The following is a 14,606-nucleotide window of genomic DNA, read 5'->3' as shown; positions in this document are numbered from 1 at the left end:
CGTTTAAGGGTGGGCGTGCGGCGGCGCTTGCTCTTGGTCCAGGCCGCTCATTAGCGCTTCCATCTTCTGAATACTGGCATCGCAGCCTTCGATGCTGGCTTGTACCTTGGCTTTAAAGCGCAGGCCCATGTGTTCGCCATCGCTTTCCCGTTCCGCATATTCGTTCAACAGATGACAGGCATCGTGCATGGTTTGTTCGGCATTTTCGAAGGCCTCGTTATCCGGCAATTGCTCGGCTTCACTGAGCATCATCAGTCGGCTTAATAGCGCACTCTGGTGGCGGAATACCGATTCGGCGTAGTCGGCAAAGCTGTCATGCTGGCTATTGGCCGGCACGCTGGCGCAACCCATTGCACCGCATACTACCAATGTAAATAGAGTCAGAAACTTCAAACGCGGTAAAACCATCGGCATGGTGTTTAAGCCTTTTGCGCAGTAAAAATGCAATATTCGGTGAGTTTTTCGGTAAACAACTGATGTTGGGCCAGACCGACCAAATAATTGGCTGTTTGTGCCTTGGAACGCAGCCCCAGCCATTGGCTGATGGTTTGTACCGGTTTCAGGCGTTTGGCGACTTTGTACATGTGCTCGACTGATGCCTGTGTTTGCGCGGTGATGTCGTGGCAAACAATCGTTTGAAAACCTTGCTGTTCCAACAAGCCGGTAAATTCGTCGCGCGCGCACAGATTCGGTACGGCCCAACCGTTCAAGCAGGTTACCACTGCCCGCCATTGATGTTCGTCGAATTGACGCTGCAACACAAAGCCGTCGCAAACCACAATTCGGCCGCCAGGCTTTAATACCCGCCAGGCTTCGCGCAAAAAGTCGCCTTTTTTTAACGCATGGCAGGAGCTTTCCAAAGCCCAGACGACATCAAAAGAGGCGTCGGGGAAGGGCGTGGCGCAAAAATCCGCGACTTCGAAATCGACTAATTCTGCAACGCCGTGGCGCTTGGCGTGCTGACGGGCATAGTCGGCTTGCTTGGCGCTGATGGTGATGCCGGTTACCCGATTGCCGTGCTGTTTAGCCATCCAGATCGTGCTGCCGCCGATGCCGCAGCCGGCGTCCAGGACTTTGTCGCTGGCCTGAATGCCGGCTTTTTTATAAAGAATCTGATTTTTGTTCAGCAAGGCTTGATGTTGATCGTAAGGCTTAGCTTCGTCCCAATAGCCGTAATGCAAGGCCAGATTGTCGCGGTTGCACCAAGCGACCAGATAATCGTTGTAACAGTCATCGTAGTGCTTGGCCGCGTCGGCCTGTAGTTCGCTGCTGGATAATTCGGTGTCATCGCGCAGGCTTTGGTCGCGGTAGTCTTGATCGGGTTCTAGGGTGTACATCGTAGCGGGAATCGAGGAACGGGACGGCTGAGCGTAAGGCAAGGTAAACGGCCGGATTAGTTGGGTTGCCGGCCATTATAATTCAGATCGGCGATTCGCTTCATGTTAGCCGACAGATTGTGCAATTGCGGGTGATTGATTTCCAGCAATGCAAATATCTGTTTTATTGCTAAGTCTTTGATTTTCTCGGGCTCCACGCCAAAGCGAATCTTGAACAAACGACGCTGTTTACCAATTGGAAGCGCTGCAAGAATTTCGGTTAGGCGGTGATCGATCAATTGTCTAGCCAAGGCCATTTCCGGACTCATGTTTTCGTCTTTCGCTTGAAAACTGGGTTGAGCAGGCGCGGGAGCCGGCTGATTTGCCGTGGCCGCGCGCTGCCGCATCTCCTGCAAACGCGAACTTTTGCCTGGATTGACCAGTAAGGAATCCGCTGGACGGCTGGGTAATTTATCCATGATGTTTATTGTGGTGCGAATGTACGGGATCGTGAATCAAGTTGCGGATGACTACCGAAGCGCAGACGCCGCCGAACGCCGCCGGCAAATAGGAAATCGTGCCGTAAGCGGACTTTTTATAATTGCTGCCATCGGTAAACATCAACGAATCTTTATTCACCACTTCCGGCGAAAACACCACCTTCACGCCGCGGCTGATGCCGTGTTTGCGCAAACGTGTGCGAATGAATTGCGCAAACGGACAGTTATAGGTTTTGGAAATATCGACCACCTTGAGGTGGGTGGGGTCCATCTTACCGCCCGCACCCATGGAGCTGACGATTTTCATTTTGTTGGTTTTGGCGGCGCGGATTAGATGGATCTTCGGCGTCAGGCTATCAATGGCGTCGACTATGTAATCGTAATGGGTGGTTAGCAAGTCGGCGGCGGTGTCCGGGGTGATGAATTCGTGGCGGATATGCAATTTCAAATCCGGATTGATCGCCAGCAGACGCTCACCCATGATGTCGGCTTTAGACTGACCATGCGTTGTGGCCAGCGCCGGCAACTGCCGATTGCGGTTGCTCGGGTCCACCACATCGCCATCGACGATGGTCATTTCGCCGACGCCGGCCCGGCAGATAAATTCGGCGGCAAACGAGCCCACGCCGCCCATGCCCACCACCAATACATGGGATTGTTGCAGCTTGTCTAGTTTGGGTTTGCCGATTAGGAGTTCGGTGCGAGAGAGCCAGCTTAAATCAGTCATGCAGAAATACTCGTTTGAAATTGCTCAGGATTTGTTGGCGCAAGGTCGCGATGTCCAAATCAAGCATTTTAGCCGCTGCGGCATATATTGCGTCAATGGATACGTTTGCGGTGTCGGTTTCCAGGAATAGGCGATCAGTTGGCGTGCATCTTAGTGCTTCGCCGGCATGGCTGCGAGGATTTAGCAAGGCGGCGCCAAAGGATAGATAAACCCCGTGTCTCAGTAATTGTTCAGCCAAGGCAGGGTTGCCGTTAAAGCCGTGAATGACCCACGGCGTCTGGATGTTTGGAGTGGATTTTTTAATCTGGATCAGCTCGTTAAAGGCGCGTACGCAATGAATGATCAACGGTTTGCCAAGTTGGTTGGCGAGCTTGATCTGGCCTATGAATGCGGGGATTTGCATAGCCAACGGCGTGGCAATAGCTTTGTCCAGTCCGCATTCGCCAATTGCCAATAGCTGTGGATCCAGGCTTGCTGCGCTGATTTTCCATAAAGCGGTTTCGGCGTCTTCTTTATCGAGATGCCAGGGATGTAGACCCAAGCTGTAAAAACCGTGGCGTCTTGCCGTGACGTCGAAATCCTGGGTGGCGATGCTGATCATTCCAACGGCCTGATGGCTGCCGGTTTGGTGGCAATGGATGTCAATGTAGGCATCGACCGAGCTCAGCGTGTTGTTAGCTGTTTCAATAATCACTGAATTACCACCTGATACTCGATAAAAATTAACACCCTTAAAAAACCGTTATCGCACGGTATAATGCTATTTTATTTCTTCAGCAGAAAAACAATGGCGCAATATATTTTCTCGATGAACCGGGTCGGCAAGATCGTACCGCCCAAAAAGTACATCCTTAAAGACATTTCTTTATCGTTTTTTCCTGGCGCCAAAATCGGTGTGCTCGGTTTAAACGGCTCCGGTAAATCCACGCTGCTGCGCATCATGGCTGGCATCGACAAGGAAATCGAAGGCGAAGCGATTCCGCTGAAAGGCACCAAGATCGGCTATCTGCCGCAAGAACCGCAATTGGATCCGAATAAAACTGTGCGGGGCAATATCGAAGAAGCGGTTGCGGAAATCAAAGATGTGCTGGCCCGATTGGACGCCGTCTATGCCGCTTACGCGGAGCCGGATGCCGATTTCGACGCGCTGGCCGCCGAACAAGCCAAGCTGGAGGACATTATCAATGCGTGTGACGGCCACAACCTGGATCGCACGCTGGAAGTGGCGGCCGATGCCTTGCGCCTGCCGGATTGGGATGCCGATGTCACCAAGTTGTCCGGCGGTGAAAAACGCCGGGTGGCGCTGTGCCGCTTGTTGCTGTCCAAGCCTGATATGCTGCTGCTCGACGAACCGACCAACCACTTGGATGCGGAGTCCGTAGCGTGGTTGGAGCGCTTCCTGCACGATTATCCAGGTACCGTGGTAGCGGTAACCCATGACAGGTATTTCCTCGATAATGTGGCCGGCTGGATCTTGGAGCTGGATAGAGGCATGGGTATTCCGTGGGAAGGCAATTATTCGTCTTGGCTGGAGCAAAAAGAGAAGCGCCTGGAGCTGGAGGAGAAACAAGAGTCTTCTCGGCAAAAAGCCATGAAAGCCGAGCTGGAGTGGGTGCGCTCAAACCAAAAAGGCCGGCACGCGAAGAGCAAGGCGCGTCTGGCGCGCTTTGAGGAGTTGTCATCGGTCGAGACGCAAAAACGTAACGAGACCCAGGAAATTTATATTCCACCCGGTCCACGGCTGGGCGATGTGGTCATCGACGTCGAGAACATCAGCAAGGGTTTTGGCGACAGGTTGTTGATCAACAACTTGAGTTTCAAATTGCCGCCGGGAGGTATCGTCGGCATCATCGGTCCGAACGGCGCGGGTAAAACTACACTGTTCCGGATGATGGCGGGATTTGAAAAGCCGGATGCCGGCGAAATCAAATTTGGTCAAACCGTGCAGATGGCTTACGTCGATCAGTTGCGCGACGACATGGACAACAACAAGACGGTTTGGGAAGAAATTTCCGACGGTCTGGACATGATTACCGTCGGTAAATACGAAACGCCGTCGCGGGCGTATATCGGCCGGTTCAACTTCAAGGGTGGCGATCAACAAAAACGCATAGGTGAACTGTCCGGCGGCGAGCGTAATCGCGTGCATTTGGCCAAGCTGCTGAAAAGCGGCGGCAACGTGTTGCTACTCGACGAGCCGACCAACGATTTGGACGTGGAAACCTTGCGAGCCCTGGAAGAAGCCTTGTTGGCTTTCCCCGGTTGCGCGGTGGTGATCTCGCATGATCGCTGGTTCCTGGATCGGATCGCCACACATATGTTGGCGTTCGAAGGCGATAGCGAAGTTGTGTGGTTTGAGGGTAATTATGCCGACTACGAGGCCGATAGGCATCGCCGCCTGGGCACAGATGCCGACAATCCGCGTCGTATCAAATATAAAAAAATCGGCTAAGCTGAACTTAAGCAGCCGTTGTTATTTTCGCAACGGCTTTGCTAATAAAGATTCGATTGAACTTGAAATAGCGGCGAGCAGTCCCAAAGTCACTAACAGTTTTTTATTGATCCGCAGCCCGCGTGTTGAAATTGGTGGGTCTAGCGGGTAATGTATTAATAGCGCACCGAACAATAATAAGGAGAAATAGGATGTCGAAAGCACAAAACTTGCAGGACAACTTTTTGAATGCCCTCAGAAAAGAACACACCCCCGTGTCGATTTTTTTGGTTAACGGTATCAAACTGCAAGGCCGCGTCGATTCTTTCGACCAATACGTGGTGATGCTTAAAAACACTGTGAATCAGATGGTTTACAAGCATGCCATATCCACTATCGTTCCCGGCAAAAATGTCACGATGCACCGTGACCCCGACGTTAGCGACGAAAGCTAAGAGGTTATTTTTTGTTTGAACGTCCCGATGCGGGTGAACGAGCCATTCTCGTTCACCTCAATTTGCAAGTTGGTCAAGAAGACCTCGACGAGCTGAAAGAACTAACCAAATCCGCAGGCGCCCAACCCACTCATGTAGTCACCGGTAGCCGGTATCGGCCTGACCCGAAATATTTCGTCGGCACGGGCAAGGTTGAAGAAATCAGGTCGGCGATCATCGAACATGAAGCCAATATTGTTATCGTCAATCATCCACTCACACCCAGCCAAGAGCGTAATTTGGAGAAAGCCCTGGAAGTCAGGGTGGTGGATCGCAACGGCCTGATTCTGGATATTTTTGCGCAGCGGGCGCAAACCTTTGAAGGTAAATTGCAGGTCGAACTGGCGCAGCTCAAACATCTGTCTACCCGATTGATTCGCGGCTGGACGCATTTGGAGCGGCAAAAGGGCGGTATTGGTTTGCGTGGTCCCGGCGAAACCCAGCTGGAAACTGACAGGCGGTTGTTGGCGGTGCGTATCAAGCAGATTCAACAGCGCCTGGGTAAAGTTGAAAAGCAGCGTCATCAAGGCCGAAGTAAGCGTAAAAAGGCCGAAACTCCTACCGTATCTTTAGTTGGCTATACCAACGCCGGTAAGTCCACCTTGTTTAACACCTTAACCGGTGCCGACATTTATGCGGCCGATCAATTGTTTGCCACATTGGATCCTACCTTGCGGCAATTGTCGCTGAGTAATGGCGGCGAAATCATTTTGGCCGATACCGTGGGCTTTATTCGGCATTTACCTCATGAATTGGTGGCGGCATTCAGATCTACTTTGCAAGAAGCCAGCGAGGCGGATTTGCTATTACATGTGATCGATGCGGCGGCGGAAGATCGCGAAGATACGATCTATCAGGTTAACCAAGTCTTGAGCGACATCGACGCCGCTAAAATCCCCCAGTTGATGGTGTTCAACAAAATTGATTTGCTCGAGGATGTGGCGCCGCATATTGATTACGATGCTGACGGGAAACCCGTCAGCGTCTGGATTTCCGCGCAAAACGGGGTAGGCTGTGATTTGTTGCAGCAGGCCTTGTCCGAGTTATTTGCTAGCAGCAAGGTGATTCGAAAATGCTATTTGCCAGCCGGCCAAGCGGGATTAAAAGCAAAGTTATTCACTTTCGTGAAAATAATCGACGAAGTCAATAACGATAGCGGCGATTGCGAATTGACGATAGAAATCGACAAAAAGCATTTGGGCTTGTTGAAGGGTATTGACGTTCATGAGCAGGCTTAGCCGGGGGATTGACGTAAGAATCCCCCAGTTATTTGCTCGGAAATGGTTAAGTTACGATAGAATGGCGATTTTTCGGATAGACCAGCCAGTGCTTCGAATCATCGAACAGGCGGTCATTACGAAATAGCTTTAGAGTTTTCAAATCCAATCTTTGGAGTGTTTGGTATGTCTTGGAATGAACCCGGCGGTGGTAAAAAAGACCCCTGGAGTGGTCGTAATGATAAGAATGATCCACCCGATTTGGACGAGGTAATTCGTTCGCTACAGGACAAGCTGGGCGGTATTTTCGGTGGCGGTTCTAAAGGTGGTATCGGCAATGGCCCGTCGATGAAAGGTGTCGGTTTGCTGGCTGCCGGTGCAATCGTTCTATGGGGTTTGAGCGGGTTCTATACCGTCGACGAAGGTACGCGCGGCGTGGTGACTCGCTTCGGTGCCTATGTCAATACCACACAGCCCGGTCTGAACTGGCATATCCCGTCGCCTATAGAGCAAGTGGCGGTCATCAATGTCGAGCAACAACGCTTTATTGAAGTGGGTTACCGTTCCGGTGGCGGGCAGGGTATGGGTTCAGTGCCTAAGGAAGCGATGATGCTGACTAAAGACGAAAATATCGTCGACGTCCGTTTAGCTGTCCAATACCAAGTCAAAGATGCCAAGGACTATGCGTTCAACGTACTCGACCCTGCCTCAACGCTGAAACAAGTCACCGAAAGCGTGCAGCGTGGCGTGATCGGTCGCAGTGATATGGACTTTGTGCTGACCGAAGGCCGTAGCGACATTGTTTTGGCGGTTAAGTCAGAAATTCAAGCGGTCATGGATGCCTACAAAACCGGTATTTTGATCACCAGCGTTAACTTGCAGGACGCGCAGCCACCTGAACAAGTACAAGGTTCCTTTGAAGATGCCATCAAGGCGCGGGAAGACAAGCAGCGCTTGATCAACGAAGCCGAGGCATATTCCAATGACGTGGTGCCTAAAGCCCGTGGTGCGGCCTCACGTATTGTGCAGGAATCTGAAGCCTATAAAGAAAAAGTGATTGCCCGAGCTAACGGTGATGTCAGCCGCTTCTCGCAATTGCTGGCCGAATACAAAAAAGCACCGGCGGTAACCAAGCAGCGGATGTATATCGAAGCGATGGAATTGGTCCTGGGCCGTTCCAACAACGTGCTGGTGGATGTGAAAGGCGGTAATAACATTATGTATCTGCCGTTGGAAAAGTTGGCGAATAAGGCTGCTGAAGATGCCGCCCCGGCCCCCGTAGTCAGCCACGAGCCGGTTTCTTTAAGCCCCCAACCCGTGAAAGAAATTAAAACCGATGTGCGCGCGTCAAGCCGTGAGCGCGATGTGAGAGGACGCTAAGATGGGAAATAAGATTTTAGTCGCCGTTGGCGCAGTAGTCATCTTGCTCTCGATGTCGGTATTTACCGTGGCAGAAACCGAGCGGGTAATTAAGTTTCAATTAGGCGAGATTGTCGGTGCCGATTTCCAACCGGGCATGCACTTTAAACTGCCGTTTATCAATAATGTTAAAAAGTTCGAAGCGCGCATTCTGACCATGGATTCCACGCCGGAGCGCTTTTTAACGGCGGAAAAGAAAAATGTTATCGTTGATTCGTTTGTCAAATGGCGGATAGGTGATGTCAAGACCTTTTACACCACCGTTGCCGGTGATGTGAACCAGGCTAATATTCGTCTCGATCAAATCATCAAAGATTCGGCACGCAGCGAGTTCAGTAAACGCGAGATCAAACAATTGGTTTCTACTGATCGCAGTGCGATCCGCGATGCGCTGATTACCAATGTGTCGCCACATGCCGCGAAACTGGGCATCACTATTGTTGATGTGCAAGTCAAGCGCATCGACTTGCCTGCCGAAGTGAGTACCTCGGTTTATCAAAGGATGGAAGCCGAGCGGGCGCGGGTAGCTCGGGAGTTCCGTTCGCAAGGTTCGGAAGCCGCCGAGCGGATTCGCGCCGATGCTGATAAGCAGCGGGAGATCATTTTGGCCAACGCATATCGCGATTCCGAAGTGATGCGAGGTGAAGGCGACGCTAAAGCTGCGGATATTTTCGCTAAAGCATACAGTGAAGACAGCGATTTCTTTGCGTTTTATCGTAGCCTGATAGCATATAAAGAAAGCTTGGGCAAATCCGGCAACATCATGGTGCTGGAACCGAATTCCGACTTCTTCAAATATTTCAAGAATCAGAAATAACCTCCATTTGAATGACTAGTAGTCAAACGCCCCGCTATGCGGGGCGTTTGCTGTGTTTGAGACAGACAAAATGCAAAAAAAAGACACCTGGCTATTGCCGGAAGGAATTAGCGAAGTATTGCCGGAACAAGCCGCGCATCTGGAGAAGTTGCGCAGAAAGCTTTTGGATACTTTCGCCTGCTGGGGTTACCAGTTGGTCATTCCGCCGTTTGTGGACTTTCTCCACTCCTTGCTGATCGGTTCAGGACATGACCTGGATTTACAGACGTTTAAGCTGACCGATCAATTAAGCGGCGAAATGTTGGGGGTGCGCGCGGATATGACGCCGCAAGTGGCGAGAATCGATGCTCATCACTTCCAGCACGACGGTCCAACTCGCTTGTGCTATGCCGGTACTGTGCTTCACACTTTGGGCGATCCCCTGGAAAAAAGCCGTAGCCCGATGCAAATTGGTGCTGAACTATACGGGCATGCTGGTCTGGAAAGTGATTACGAAGTCATCCAGTTAATGCTGGAAATGTTGGCGATTAGCGGTTTGCAAAACGTGCACTTGGATTTAGGGCACGTCGCTATCTACCGAGCTTTGGCTGAACATGCCGGTCTTGATCCGCAACAGGAAGCTGAATTGTTCGATGTTCTGCAACGTAAGGCCAGAACCGAACTGGCGGAATTACTTGCCGAGTTTAATATAGACACGCGCTATAAAGACGTCTTCAGTGCTTTACCTAAGCTGAATGGCGGCCGGGATGTACTTGATAAAGCTAAAGCCTTATTGACCGGTTTTGCCGGTGCCGATGAAATTGCCGGCGCCTTGGCGGATTTGCAGGGTATAGCCGATAAATTACGCCGAGATTTTCCGGCGTTGACGGTGAGCTTCGATTTGGCCGAGTTACGGGGTTATCACTATCATACCGGCATGGTATTCGCGGCTTTTGTGCCTGCTCTGGGTAAAGAAATTGCCCGTGGTGGCCGTTACGATAATATCGGTGAAGTATTCGGAAGAGCGCGAGCCGCTACCGGTTTTAGTGCAGATTTAAAAGTATTGGCGGGCATGTATAAAGTCGATGACGAAGTAGCGCAGTTAGTGTTTGCCCCTTTTGCGGAAGATGCTGATTTGCGGGAAGCTATTAGAGATTTACGTGCGCAAGGCGTGGCAGTGATTCAACATCTGCCGGAACAACAAGGCGGCGCTGAACAGCAGGGCTGCAATGCTATTTTAGAAAAACACAATCAACGCTGGGTTGTTAAATCAATAAGCTGTCGTTAGATCAATAAGCTGTCGTTAAACCACTAGTTTAAGGTTAGAAATATGGGAAAGAATGTTGTTGTTATCGGCACGCAATGGGGCGATGAAGGTAAAGGTAAGCTGGTCGATCTTTTAACCGAACAAGCTGCTGCGGTGGTGCGCTTTCAAGGCGGCCACAATGCCGGTCACACCTTGGTGATTAACGGCGAAAAAACCGTATTGCATCTGATTCCGTCCGGTGTATTGCGGGAAGGCGTGCAATGCATGATAGGCAATGGCGTCGTGCTGTGCCCGGAAGCGTTATTGAAGGAAATCGAGATTTTGGAAAAATCCGGCGTACCGGTCCGGCATAGGTTGCAGATCAGCGAAGCCTGCGCCTTGATTTTACCGATACATGTTGCTATCGATCAGGCTCGTGAGAAGGCTAGAGGCAGCAAGGCCATCGGCACGACTGGCCGCGGTATTGGGCCTGCCTATGAAGACAAGGTAGCCAGACGCGGCTTGCGAGCCGGCGATTTGCGCAATACCGAAGAATTCGCCGCTCGCTTAAAAGAGCTGGTCGAATATCACAACTTCATGTTGATTAATTATTACCATGCCGAGCCGGTTAATTATGACGAGGTACTGGCAAATACCTTGCGTTTGGGTGAGATCATCAAGCCGATGCTGACCGACGTTGGCGAGGCTATCTACAGCTATCAAAACCAAGGCGAAAACGTGCTGTTCGAAGGCGCGCAAGGCGCACTTCTTGATATAGACCACGGTACTTATCCCTACGTCACTTCATCCAATACCACGGCGGGCGGTGCGGCTACCGGTACTGGAGTAGGGCCTTTGGCGCTGGATTATGTGTTGGGTATTACTAAAGCCTATTCCACTCGCGTCGGTAACGGCCCGTTCCCCACCGAATTGCTGGATCATTACGGCGAGCATCTGGGCGTGAAAGGCCACGAGTTTGGCGCCACCACGGGCCGTAAACGCCGTTGCGGCTGGTTCGACGCGGTGTCCATGCGTAAATCGGCGCAATTAAATAGCTTGAGCGGTATCTGCCTGACTAAGCTCGACGTGCTGGATGGTCTGGATAAAATTGGTATCTGCACCGCTTACAAGATTAACGGTGAAATGACTGAGACCGCCCCGCTAGGTGCTGATCAATATGCGGCGTGTGAAGCCGTGATCGAGGAAATGCCGGGTTGGACAGGTACGACTGCTGGCGTTACTGATTTTGCGCAATTGCCGGAAAATGCCAAAGCCTATATTGCTAGGCTGGAACAACTGGTCGGTGTAAAAGTCACGATCTTGTCTACCGGCCCGGATCGGAACGAAACCATAGTCTTGGAAAATCCGTTCCAGGCTTAATGCTTAAGCAATAAACCTGCCTTTAAGACGCTGAATATATTCAGCGTCTTTACAGTTTTAATCGTTCAGAAAATACAGCACCGCTGTTTCGGTTTATGCTGGGGTCAATCTCTAGCGACAGCTCTGTTCCGGTTGGTAATCCATTCGCTCCATGAGCCGGCGTAAAGTTTTGAACCAGTCAGTCCTGCAATTTCCATCGCTAACAGGTTATGGCAGGCGGTCACACCCGATCCGCACATATGTACTACTTGCTCGGCTGGATAAGGAGCTACTAGTGCGCTAAATTGCTGGCGTAGCTGATCGGCGGGTAAAAATAATCCCGATTTGTCCAGATTGGTTTGCAAGGGCCTATTTCTCGCTTTGGGTACATGGCCGGCTACTGGGTCTATAGGCTCTTGTCGGCCATGGAAGCGTTCAGGTGCCCTGGCATCTATCAAGGTGATTTTTCGTGTCGCCAAACCGTTTGCCACTTGATCGGCATCCAGCCATTGTTTGTTGTCCAGATAGACGCGGAATTGGCTGGCGGTAATGTTTGGAAGCACGGTAGTGACCGGAAAATCTTGCTTTTGCCAGCGTGTAAATCCGCCATCCAGCACCGCGACTTGAGTATGGCCCATGGTGCGCAGCAGCCACCACATCCGCCCGGCAAACGCGCCACCGGCATCGTCGTACACCACGATTTGACTGCGGTTGTTAACGCCCCAATCGCCCAACTTTTTACCTAATACGTTAAAGTCAGGCAATGGATGGCGACCAGTATACGATTGCACCGGCGAAGACAAATCCTGATTTAAATCAGCATAGCGCGCGCCGGGAATATGACCTTGTCGATAGGCTTTATGCCCAGCTGTCACCTCAGCTAGCGAGAATCGGCAGTCGAATATTCGCCAATCCGGATTGTTCAAATTAGCAGCTAGAATGTCTGTGGAAACCAGTGTGGTGTAGGGCATGCTTATACCTCCAAAATTATTTTACCGATATGTTGGCTGCTTTCCATGCGCTCGTGGGCTTGCGCGGCCTTAGCTAATGGAAAAACCGAATCGATGATGGGTTTGATTTGGCCGGATTCCAGTAGTGGCCAAACCTTTGCAAAAAGTTGTTGGGCTATTTTAGCTTTGAAATCATCGTTGCGGGGGCGCAAAGTCGTGCCGGCAATGGTTAGCCGTTTCATCAATACGGAAGCCAGATTGATTTCGCTTTTACCGCCGTGTTGGATGGCGATCTGCTGGAGTCGGCCATCGATAGCCAGGCATTTCAAGTTACGGGGTAAGTAGTCGCCGCCGATCATGTCTAAAACGACATTAACGCCTTTGCCATCTGTCTGATGCATAAGGGCTTCGACAAAGTCCTGCTGCCGATAATCGATCGCAAGGTCTGCGCCCAATTTTTCGCAATACTGGCATTTATCTTCGTTACCTGCGGTGACAATCACTTGCGCGCCAAATGCTTTGCCAAGCTGAAGGGCGGTGGTGCCGATGCCGCTGGTGCCTCCATGCACCAGTAACGTTTCGCCGGCTTGCAGTTTCGCGTAGTCGAAGACGTTGCTCCAGACCGTAAAAAAGGTTTCCGGTAACGCGGAGGCCTGAATAAAACTCAGGCCTTGCGGTATTGGCAGGCAGCAACAGGCGCTTGCCAGGCAATATTCCGCATAACCGCCGCCGGTCAGCAGTGCGCACACAGGGTCGCCAATATTGAGGTGTTTTACTTGGCTGCCAAGTTCAGCGATAGTGCCCGCTACTTCCAGGCCTAGAACCGGGGATGCGCCGGGTGGCGGAGGGTACAGGCCTTTGCGTTGCATCAGGTCCGGGCGGTTTACTCCGGCTGCGGCCACTTTTATCAATACTTGATGTGGGGCGGGTGAGGGTAGAGCTTGATCGGCGACGATTAAATCGGTCAACTCAGAGGAGCGATAAATCTCGATGGCGCGCATGGTGTTAAGCTTTGCGGGGAGAGTGGCGTATTATATGCGCCGCATTAGATTAACAGTATTTTTTCAACGAGAGCATTCATGATACGTGCAGGCATTGTCGGCGGTACCGGGTATACCGGCGTCGAATTATTAAGAATTTTGGTATTGCATCCCCAGGTCGAAGTGAGTGTGGTGACTTCGCGCGCGGATGCCGGAATGCGAGTGGATCATTTGTATCCGAGTCTACGGGGCTGCTGTGATGTGACATTTAGCCTGCCGGAGCTGGGTAATTTAAAAGACTGCGATGTGGTGTTTTTCGCAACGCCAAACGGTACTGCGATGCTGATGGCTCAGGCATTGATGGAACTTGGTATCAAAGTCATCGACTTATCCGCCGATTTCAGAATCAAAGACCGGCAGGAATGGGAGAAATGGTATGGCATGCAACATGCGAGCCCGGATCTCATCGCCGAAGCGGTCTACGGTTTGCCGGAAGTCAATCGGGAGCAGATCAAGCAGGCGCGATTGATTGCATGCCCTGGGTGCTATCCGACTGCCGTGCAATTGGGATTTTTGCCGTTATTGGAGGTCGGCGCGATTGATGAGCAGCATTTGATCGCCGATGTGAAGTCCGGCGTCAGCGGTGCCGGGCGCAAGGCGGAAATATCGTCGTTGATGAGTGAGGCAGGTGAGAGTTTTAAGGCTTATGCAGTCGCCGGGCACAGACATTTGCCGGAAATCAGGCAGGGTTTGCAAAATGTCGCCAAACAGGCAGTTGGTTTAACTTTCGTGCCGCATCTGACGCCGATGATACGCGGTATTCACGCCACGCTGTATGCGCGATTAAACCGAAAGCTGGATTTGCAAAATCTGTTTGAAGAGAAGTATCGCGATGAAAGATTTGTCGATGTGTTGCCAAGCGGCAGTCATGCCGACACTCGCAACGTGCGCGGCAGTAATCGCTGTCAAATTGCAGTGCATCAACCGCAAGGTGGCGATACGGTAGTGATTTTGTCTGTGATTGATAACTTGGTGAAAGGCGCGTCGGGGCAGGCGGTGCAAAATATGAATCTGATGTTCGGGCTGCCCGAGTATCTGTCTTTAGAGACGGTTGCTTTATATCCTTAATATGTATTAAAAAACGTGGTGCATAAAAAAACCGTCTTCCAGT

At 51.4% G+C, this 14,606-nt stretch carries 15 protein-coding genes; 8 read left to right on the top strand and 7 right to left on the bottom strand.

The genetic code is table 11. The features are described from left to right. Window positions 1-3: 3 nt before the first annotated feature. Genes ACR02O_RS18475 through ACR02O_RS18455 form a run of 5 tightly spaced genes read right to left on the bottom strand, consistent with a single transcriptional unit; the run spans window position 4 to window position 3,237 of the window. Window positions 4-414: a hypothetical protein gene (locus tag ACR02O_RS18475; protein WP_494522147.1), complete on the bottom strand. Its 411-nt coding sequence runs from the start codon at window positions 412-414 to the stop codon at window positions 4-6. 5 nt (window positions 415-419) lie between these two features. Beyond that, on the bottom strand, window positions 420-1,337 hold the full coding sequence (locus ACR02O_RS18470; RefSeq protein WP_494522146.1) for a class I SAM-dependent methyltransferase: 918 nt from the start codon (window positions 1,335-1,337) through the stop codon (window positions 420-422). Between the two features lie 56 nt (window positions 1,338-1,393). Continuing rightward, on the bottom strand, window positions 1,394-1,795 hold the full coding sequence (locus ACR02O_RS18465; RefSeq protein WP_494522145.1) for a hypothetical protein: 402 nt from the start codon (window positions 1,793-1,795) through the stop codon (window positions 1,394-1,396). Continuing rightward, the gene (locus ACR02O_RS18460; protein ID WP_171694681.1) at window positions 1,788-2,543 is read right to left on the bottom strand and encodes a tRNA threonylcarbamoyladenosine dehydratase; all 756 of its coding nucleotides are present in this window, start codon (window positions 2,541-2,543) and stop codon (window positions 1,788-1,790) included. The genes ACR02O_RS18465 and ACR02O_RS18460 overlap by 8 nt, the downstream gene beginning before the upstream one ends. After that, a complete protein-coding gene (locus tag ACR02O_RS18455; RefSeq protein WP_494522144.1) occupies window positions 2,536-3,237 on the bottom strand; it encodes a TatD family hydrolase in 702 nt (233 codons plus the stop codon). The genes ACR02O_RS18460 and ACR02O_RS18455 overlap by 8 nt, the downstream gene beginning before the upstream one ends. 93 nt (window positions 3,238-3,330) lie before the next feature. Between ACR02O_RS18455 and ettA the strand changes: the two genes are divergently transcribed. The 7 genes from ettA (at window position 3,331) to ACR02O_RS18420 (ending at window position 11,526) form a co-directional block, all read left to right on the top strand. Further along, the gene (gene ettA / locus ACR02O_RS18450; RefSeq protein ID WP_319960593.1) at window positions 3,331-4,995 is read left to right on the top strand and encodes an energy-dependent translational throttle protein EttA; all 1,665 of its coding nucleotides are present in this window, start codon (window positions 3,331-3,333) and stop codon (window positions 4,993-4,995) included. 191 nt (window positions 4,996-5,186) lie between these two features. Next, on the top strand, window positions 5,187-5,429 hold the full coding sequence (gene hfq, locus ACR02O_RS18445) for an RNA chaperone Hfq (RefSeq protein WP_020482487.1): 243 nt from the start codon (window positions 5,187-5,189) through the stop codon (window positions 5,427-5,429). A gap of 11 nt (window positions 5,430-5,440) precedes the next feature. Then, window positions 5,441-6,706, top strand: a complete 1,266-nt coding sequence (hflX, locus tag ACR02O_RS18440; protein ID WP_494522143.1) for a ribosome rescue GTPase HflX — start codon at window positions 5,441-5,443, stop codon at window positions 6,704-6,706. Window positions 6,707-6,871: 165 nt separating this feature from the next. Next, window positions 6,872-8,065, top strand: coding sequence for an FtsH protease activity modulator HflK (gene hflK / locus ACR02O_RS18435; RefSeq protein ID WP_458139380.1), 1,194 nt, complete (start codon window positions 6,872-6,874; stop codon window positions 8,063-8,065). A 1-nt stretch (window position 8,066) separates the two neighbouring features. Further along, window positions 8,067-8,921, top strand: coding sequence for a protease modulator HflC (gene hflC, locus ACR02O_RS18430; protein WP_033157325.1), 855 nt, complete (start codon window positions 8,067-8,069; stop codon window positions 8,919-8,921). A 70-nt stretch (window positions 8,922-8,991) separates the two neighbouring features. Beyond that, window positions 8,992-10,188: an ATP phosphoribosyltransferase regulatory subunit gene (locus ACR02O_RS18425; RefSeq protein WP_458139311.1), complete on the top strand. Its 1,197-nt coding sequence runs from the start codon at window positions 8,992-8,994 to the stop codon at window positions 10,186-10,188. 42 nt (window positions 10,189-10,230) lie between these two features. Then, window positions 10,231-11,526 (top strand): adenylosuccinate synthase, encoded by a 1,296-nt coding sequence (locus ACR02O_RS18420; protein ID WP_458139312.1) that lies wholly within the window; start codon window positions 10,231-10,233, stop codon window positions 11,524-11,526. A 104-nt stretch (window positions 11,527-11,630) separates the two neighbouring features. On the opposite strand, the gene ACR02O_RS18415 is transcribed toward ACR02O_RS18420, so the two are convergent. Together ACR02O_RS18415 and ACR02O_RS18410 are read right to left on the bottom strand one after the other, a co-directional pair. After that, window positions 11,631-12,476 (bottom strand): sulfurtransferase, encoded by an 846-nt coding sequence (locus tag ACR02O_RS18415; protein ID WP_494522142.1) that lies wholly within the window; start codon window positions 12,474-12,476, stop codon window positions 11,631-11,633. A 2-nt stretch (window positions 12,477-12,478) separates the two neighbouring features. Further along, window positions 12,479-13,456 carry an NAD(P)H-quinone oxidoreductase gene (locus ACR02O_RS18410; protein ID WP_494522141.1) on the bottom strand — a complete coding sequence of 326 codons (978 nt, stop codon included), beginning with the start codon at window positions 13,454-13,456 and terminating at the stop codon, window positions 12,479-12,481. Between the two features lie 78 nt (window positions 13,457-13,534). Between ACR02O_RS18410 and argC the strand changes: the two genes are divergently transcribed. Next, on the top strand, window positions 13,535-14,563 hold the full coding sequence (argC, locus tag ACR02O_RS18405; RefSeq protein ID WP_494522140.1) for an N-acetyl-gamma-glutamyl-phosphate reductase: 1,029 nt from the start codon (window positions 13,535-13,537) through the stop codon (window positions 14,561-14,563). The last annotated feature ends 43 nt before the right edge of the window (window positions 14,564-14,606 follow it).

The sequence above is a fragment of the Methylomonas sp. PHL2-19 genome, from assembly GCF_059331595.1.
This window is presented reverse-complemented; position numbering and strand designations above follow the sequence as displayed.

What these genes read in the sequence shown, in the direction of transcription:
- ACR02O_RS18475 (WP_494522147.1), bottom strand. Translation starts at nt 414, where the DNA reads ATGCCGATGGTTTTACCGCGTTTGAAGTTTCTGACTCTATTTACATTG.
- ACR02O_RS18470 (WP_494522146.1), bottom strand. Translation starts at nt 1,337, where the DNA reads ATGTACACCCTAGAACCCGATCAAGACTACCGCGACCAAAGCCTGCGC.
- ACR02O_RS18465 (WP_494522145.1), bottom strand. Translation starts at nt 1,795, where the DNA reads ATGGATAAATTACCCAGCCGTCCAGCGGATTCCTTACTGGTCAATCCA.
- ACR02O_RS18460 (WP_171694681.1), bottom strand. Translation starts at nt 2,543, where the DNA reads ATGACTGATTTAAGCTGGCTCTCTCGCACCGAACTCCTAATCGGCAAA.
- ettA (WP_319960593.1), top strand. Translation starts at nt 3,331, where the DNA reads ATGGCGCAATATATTTTCTCGATGAACCGGGTCGGCAAGATCGTACCG.
- hfq (WP_020482487.1), top strand. Translation starts at nt 5,187, where the DNA reads ATGTCGAAAGCACAAAACTTGCAGGACAACTTTTTGAATGCCCTCAGA.
- hflK (WP_458139380.1), top strand. Translation starts at nt 6,872, where the DNA reads ATGTCTTGGAATGAACCCGGCGGTGGTAAAAAAGACCCCTGGAGTGGT.
- hflC (WP_033157325.1), top strand. Translation starts at nt 8,067, where the DNA reads ATGGGAAATAAGATTTTAGTCGCCGTTGGCGCAGTAGTCATCTTGCTC.
- ACR02O_RS18425 (WP_458139311.1), top strand. Translation starts at nt 8,992, where the DNA reads ATGCAAAAAAAAGACACCTGGCTATTGCCGGAAGGAATTAGCGAAGTA.
- ACR02O_RS18420 (WP_458139312.1), top strand. Translation starts at nt 10,231, where the DNA reads ATGGGAAAGAATGTTGTTGTTATCGGCACGCAATGGGGCGATGAAGGT.
- ACR02O_RS18415 (WP_494522142.1), bottom strand. Translation starts at nt 12,476, where the DNA reads ATGCCCTACACCACACTGGTTTCCACAGACATTCTAGCTGCTAATTTG.
- ACR02O_RS18410 (WP_494522141.1), bottom strand. Translation starts at nt 13,456, where the DNA reads ATGCGCGCCATCGAGATTTATCGCTCCTCTGAGTTGACCGATTTAATC.
- argC (WP_494522140.1), top strand. Translation starts at nt 13,535, where the DNA reads ATGATACGTGCAGGCATTGTCGGCGGTACCGGGTATACCGGCGTCGAA.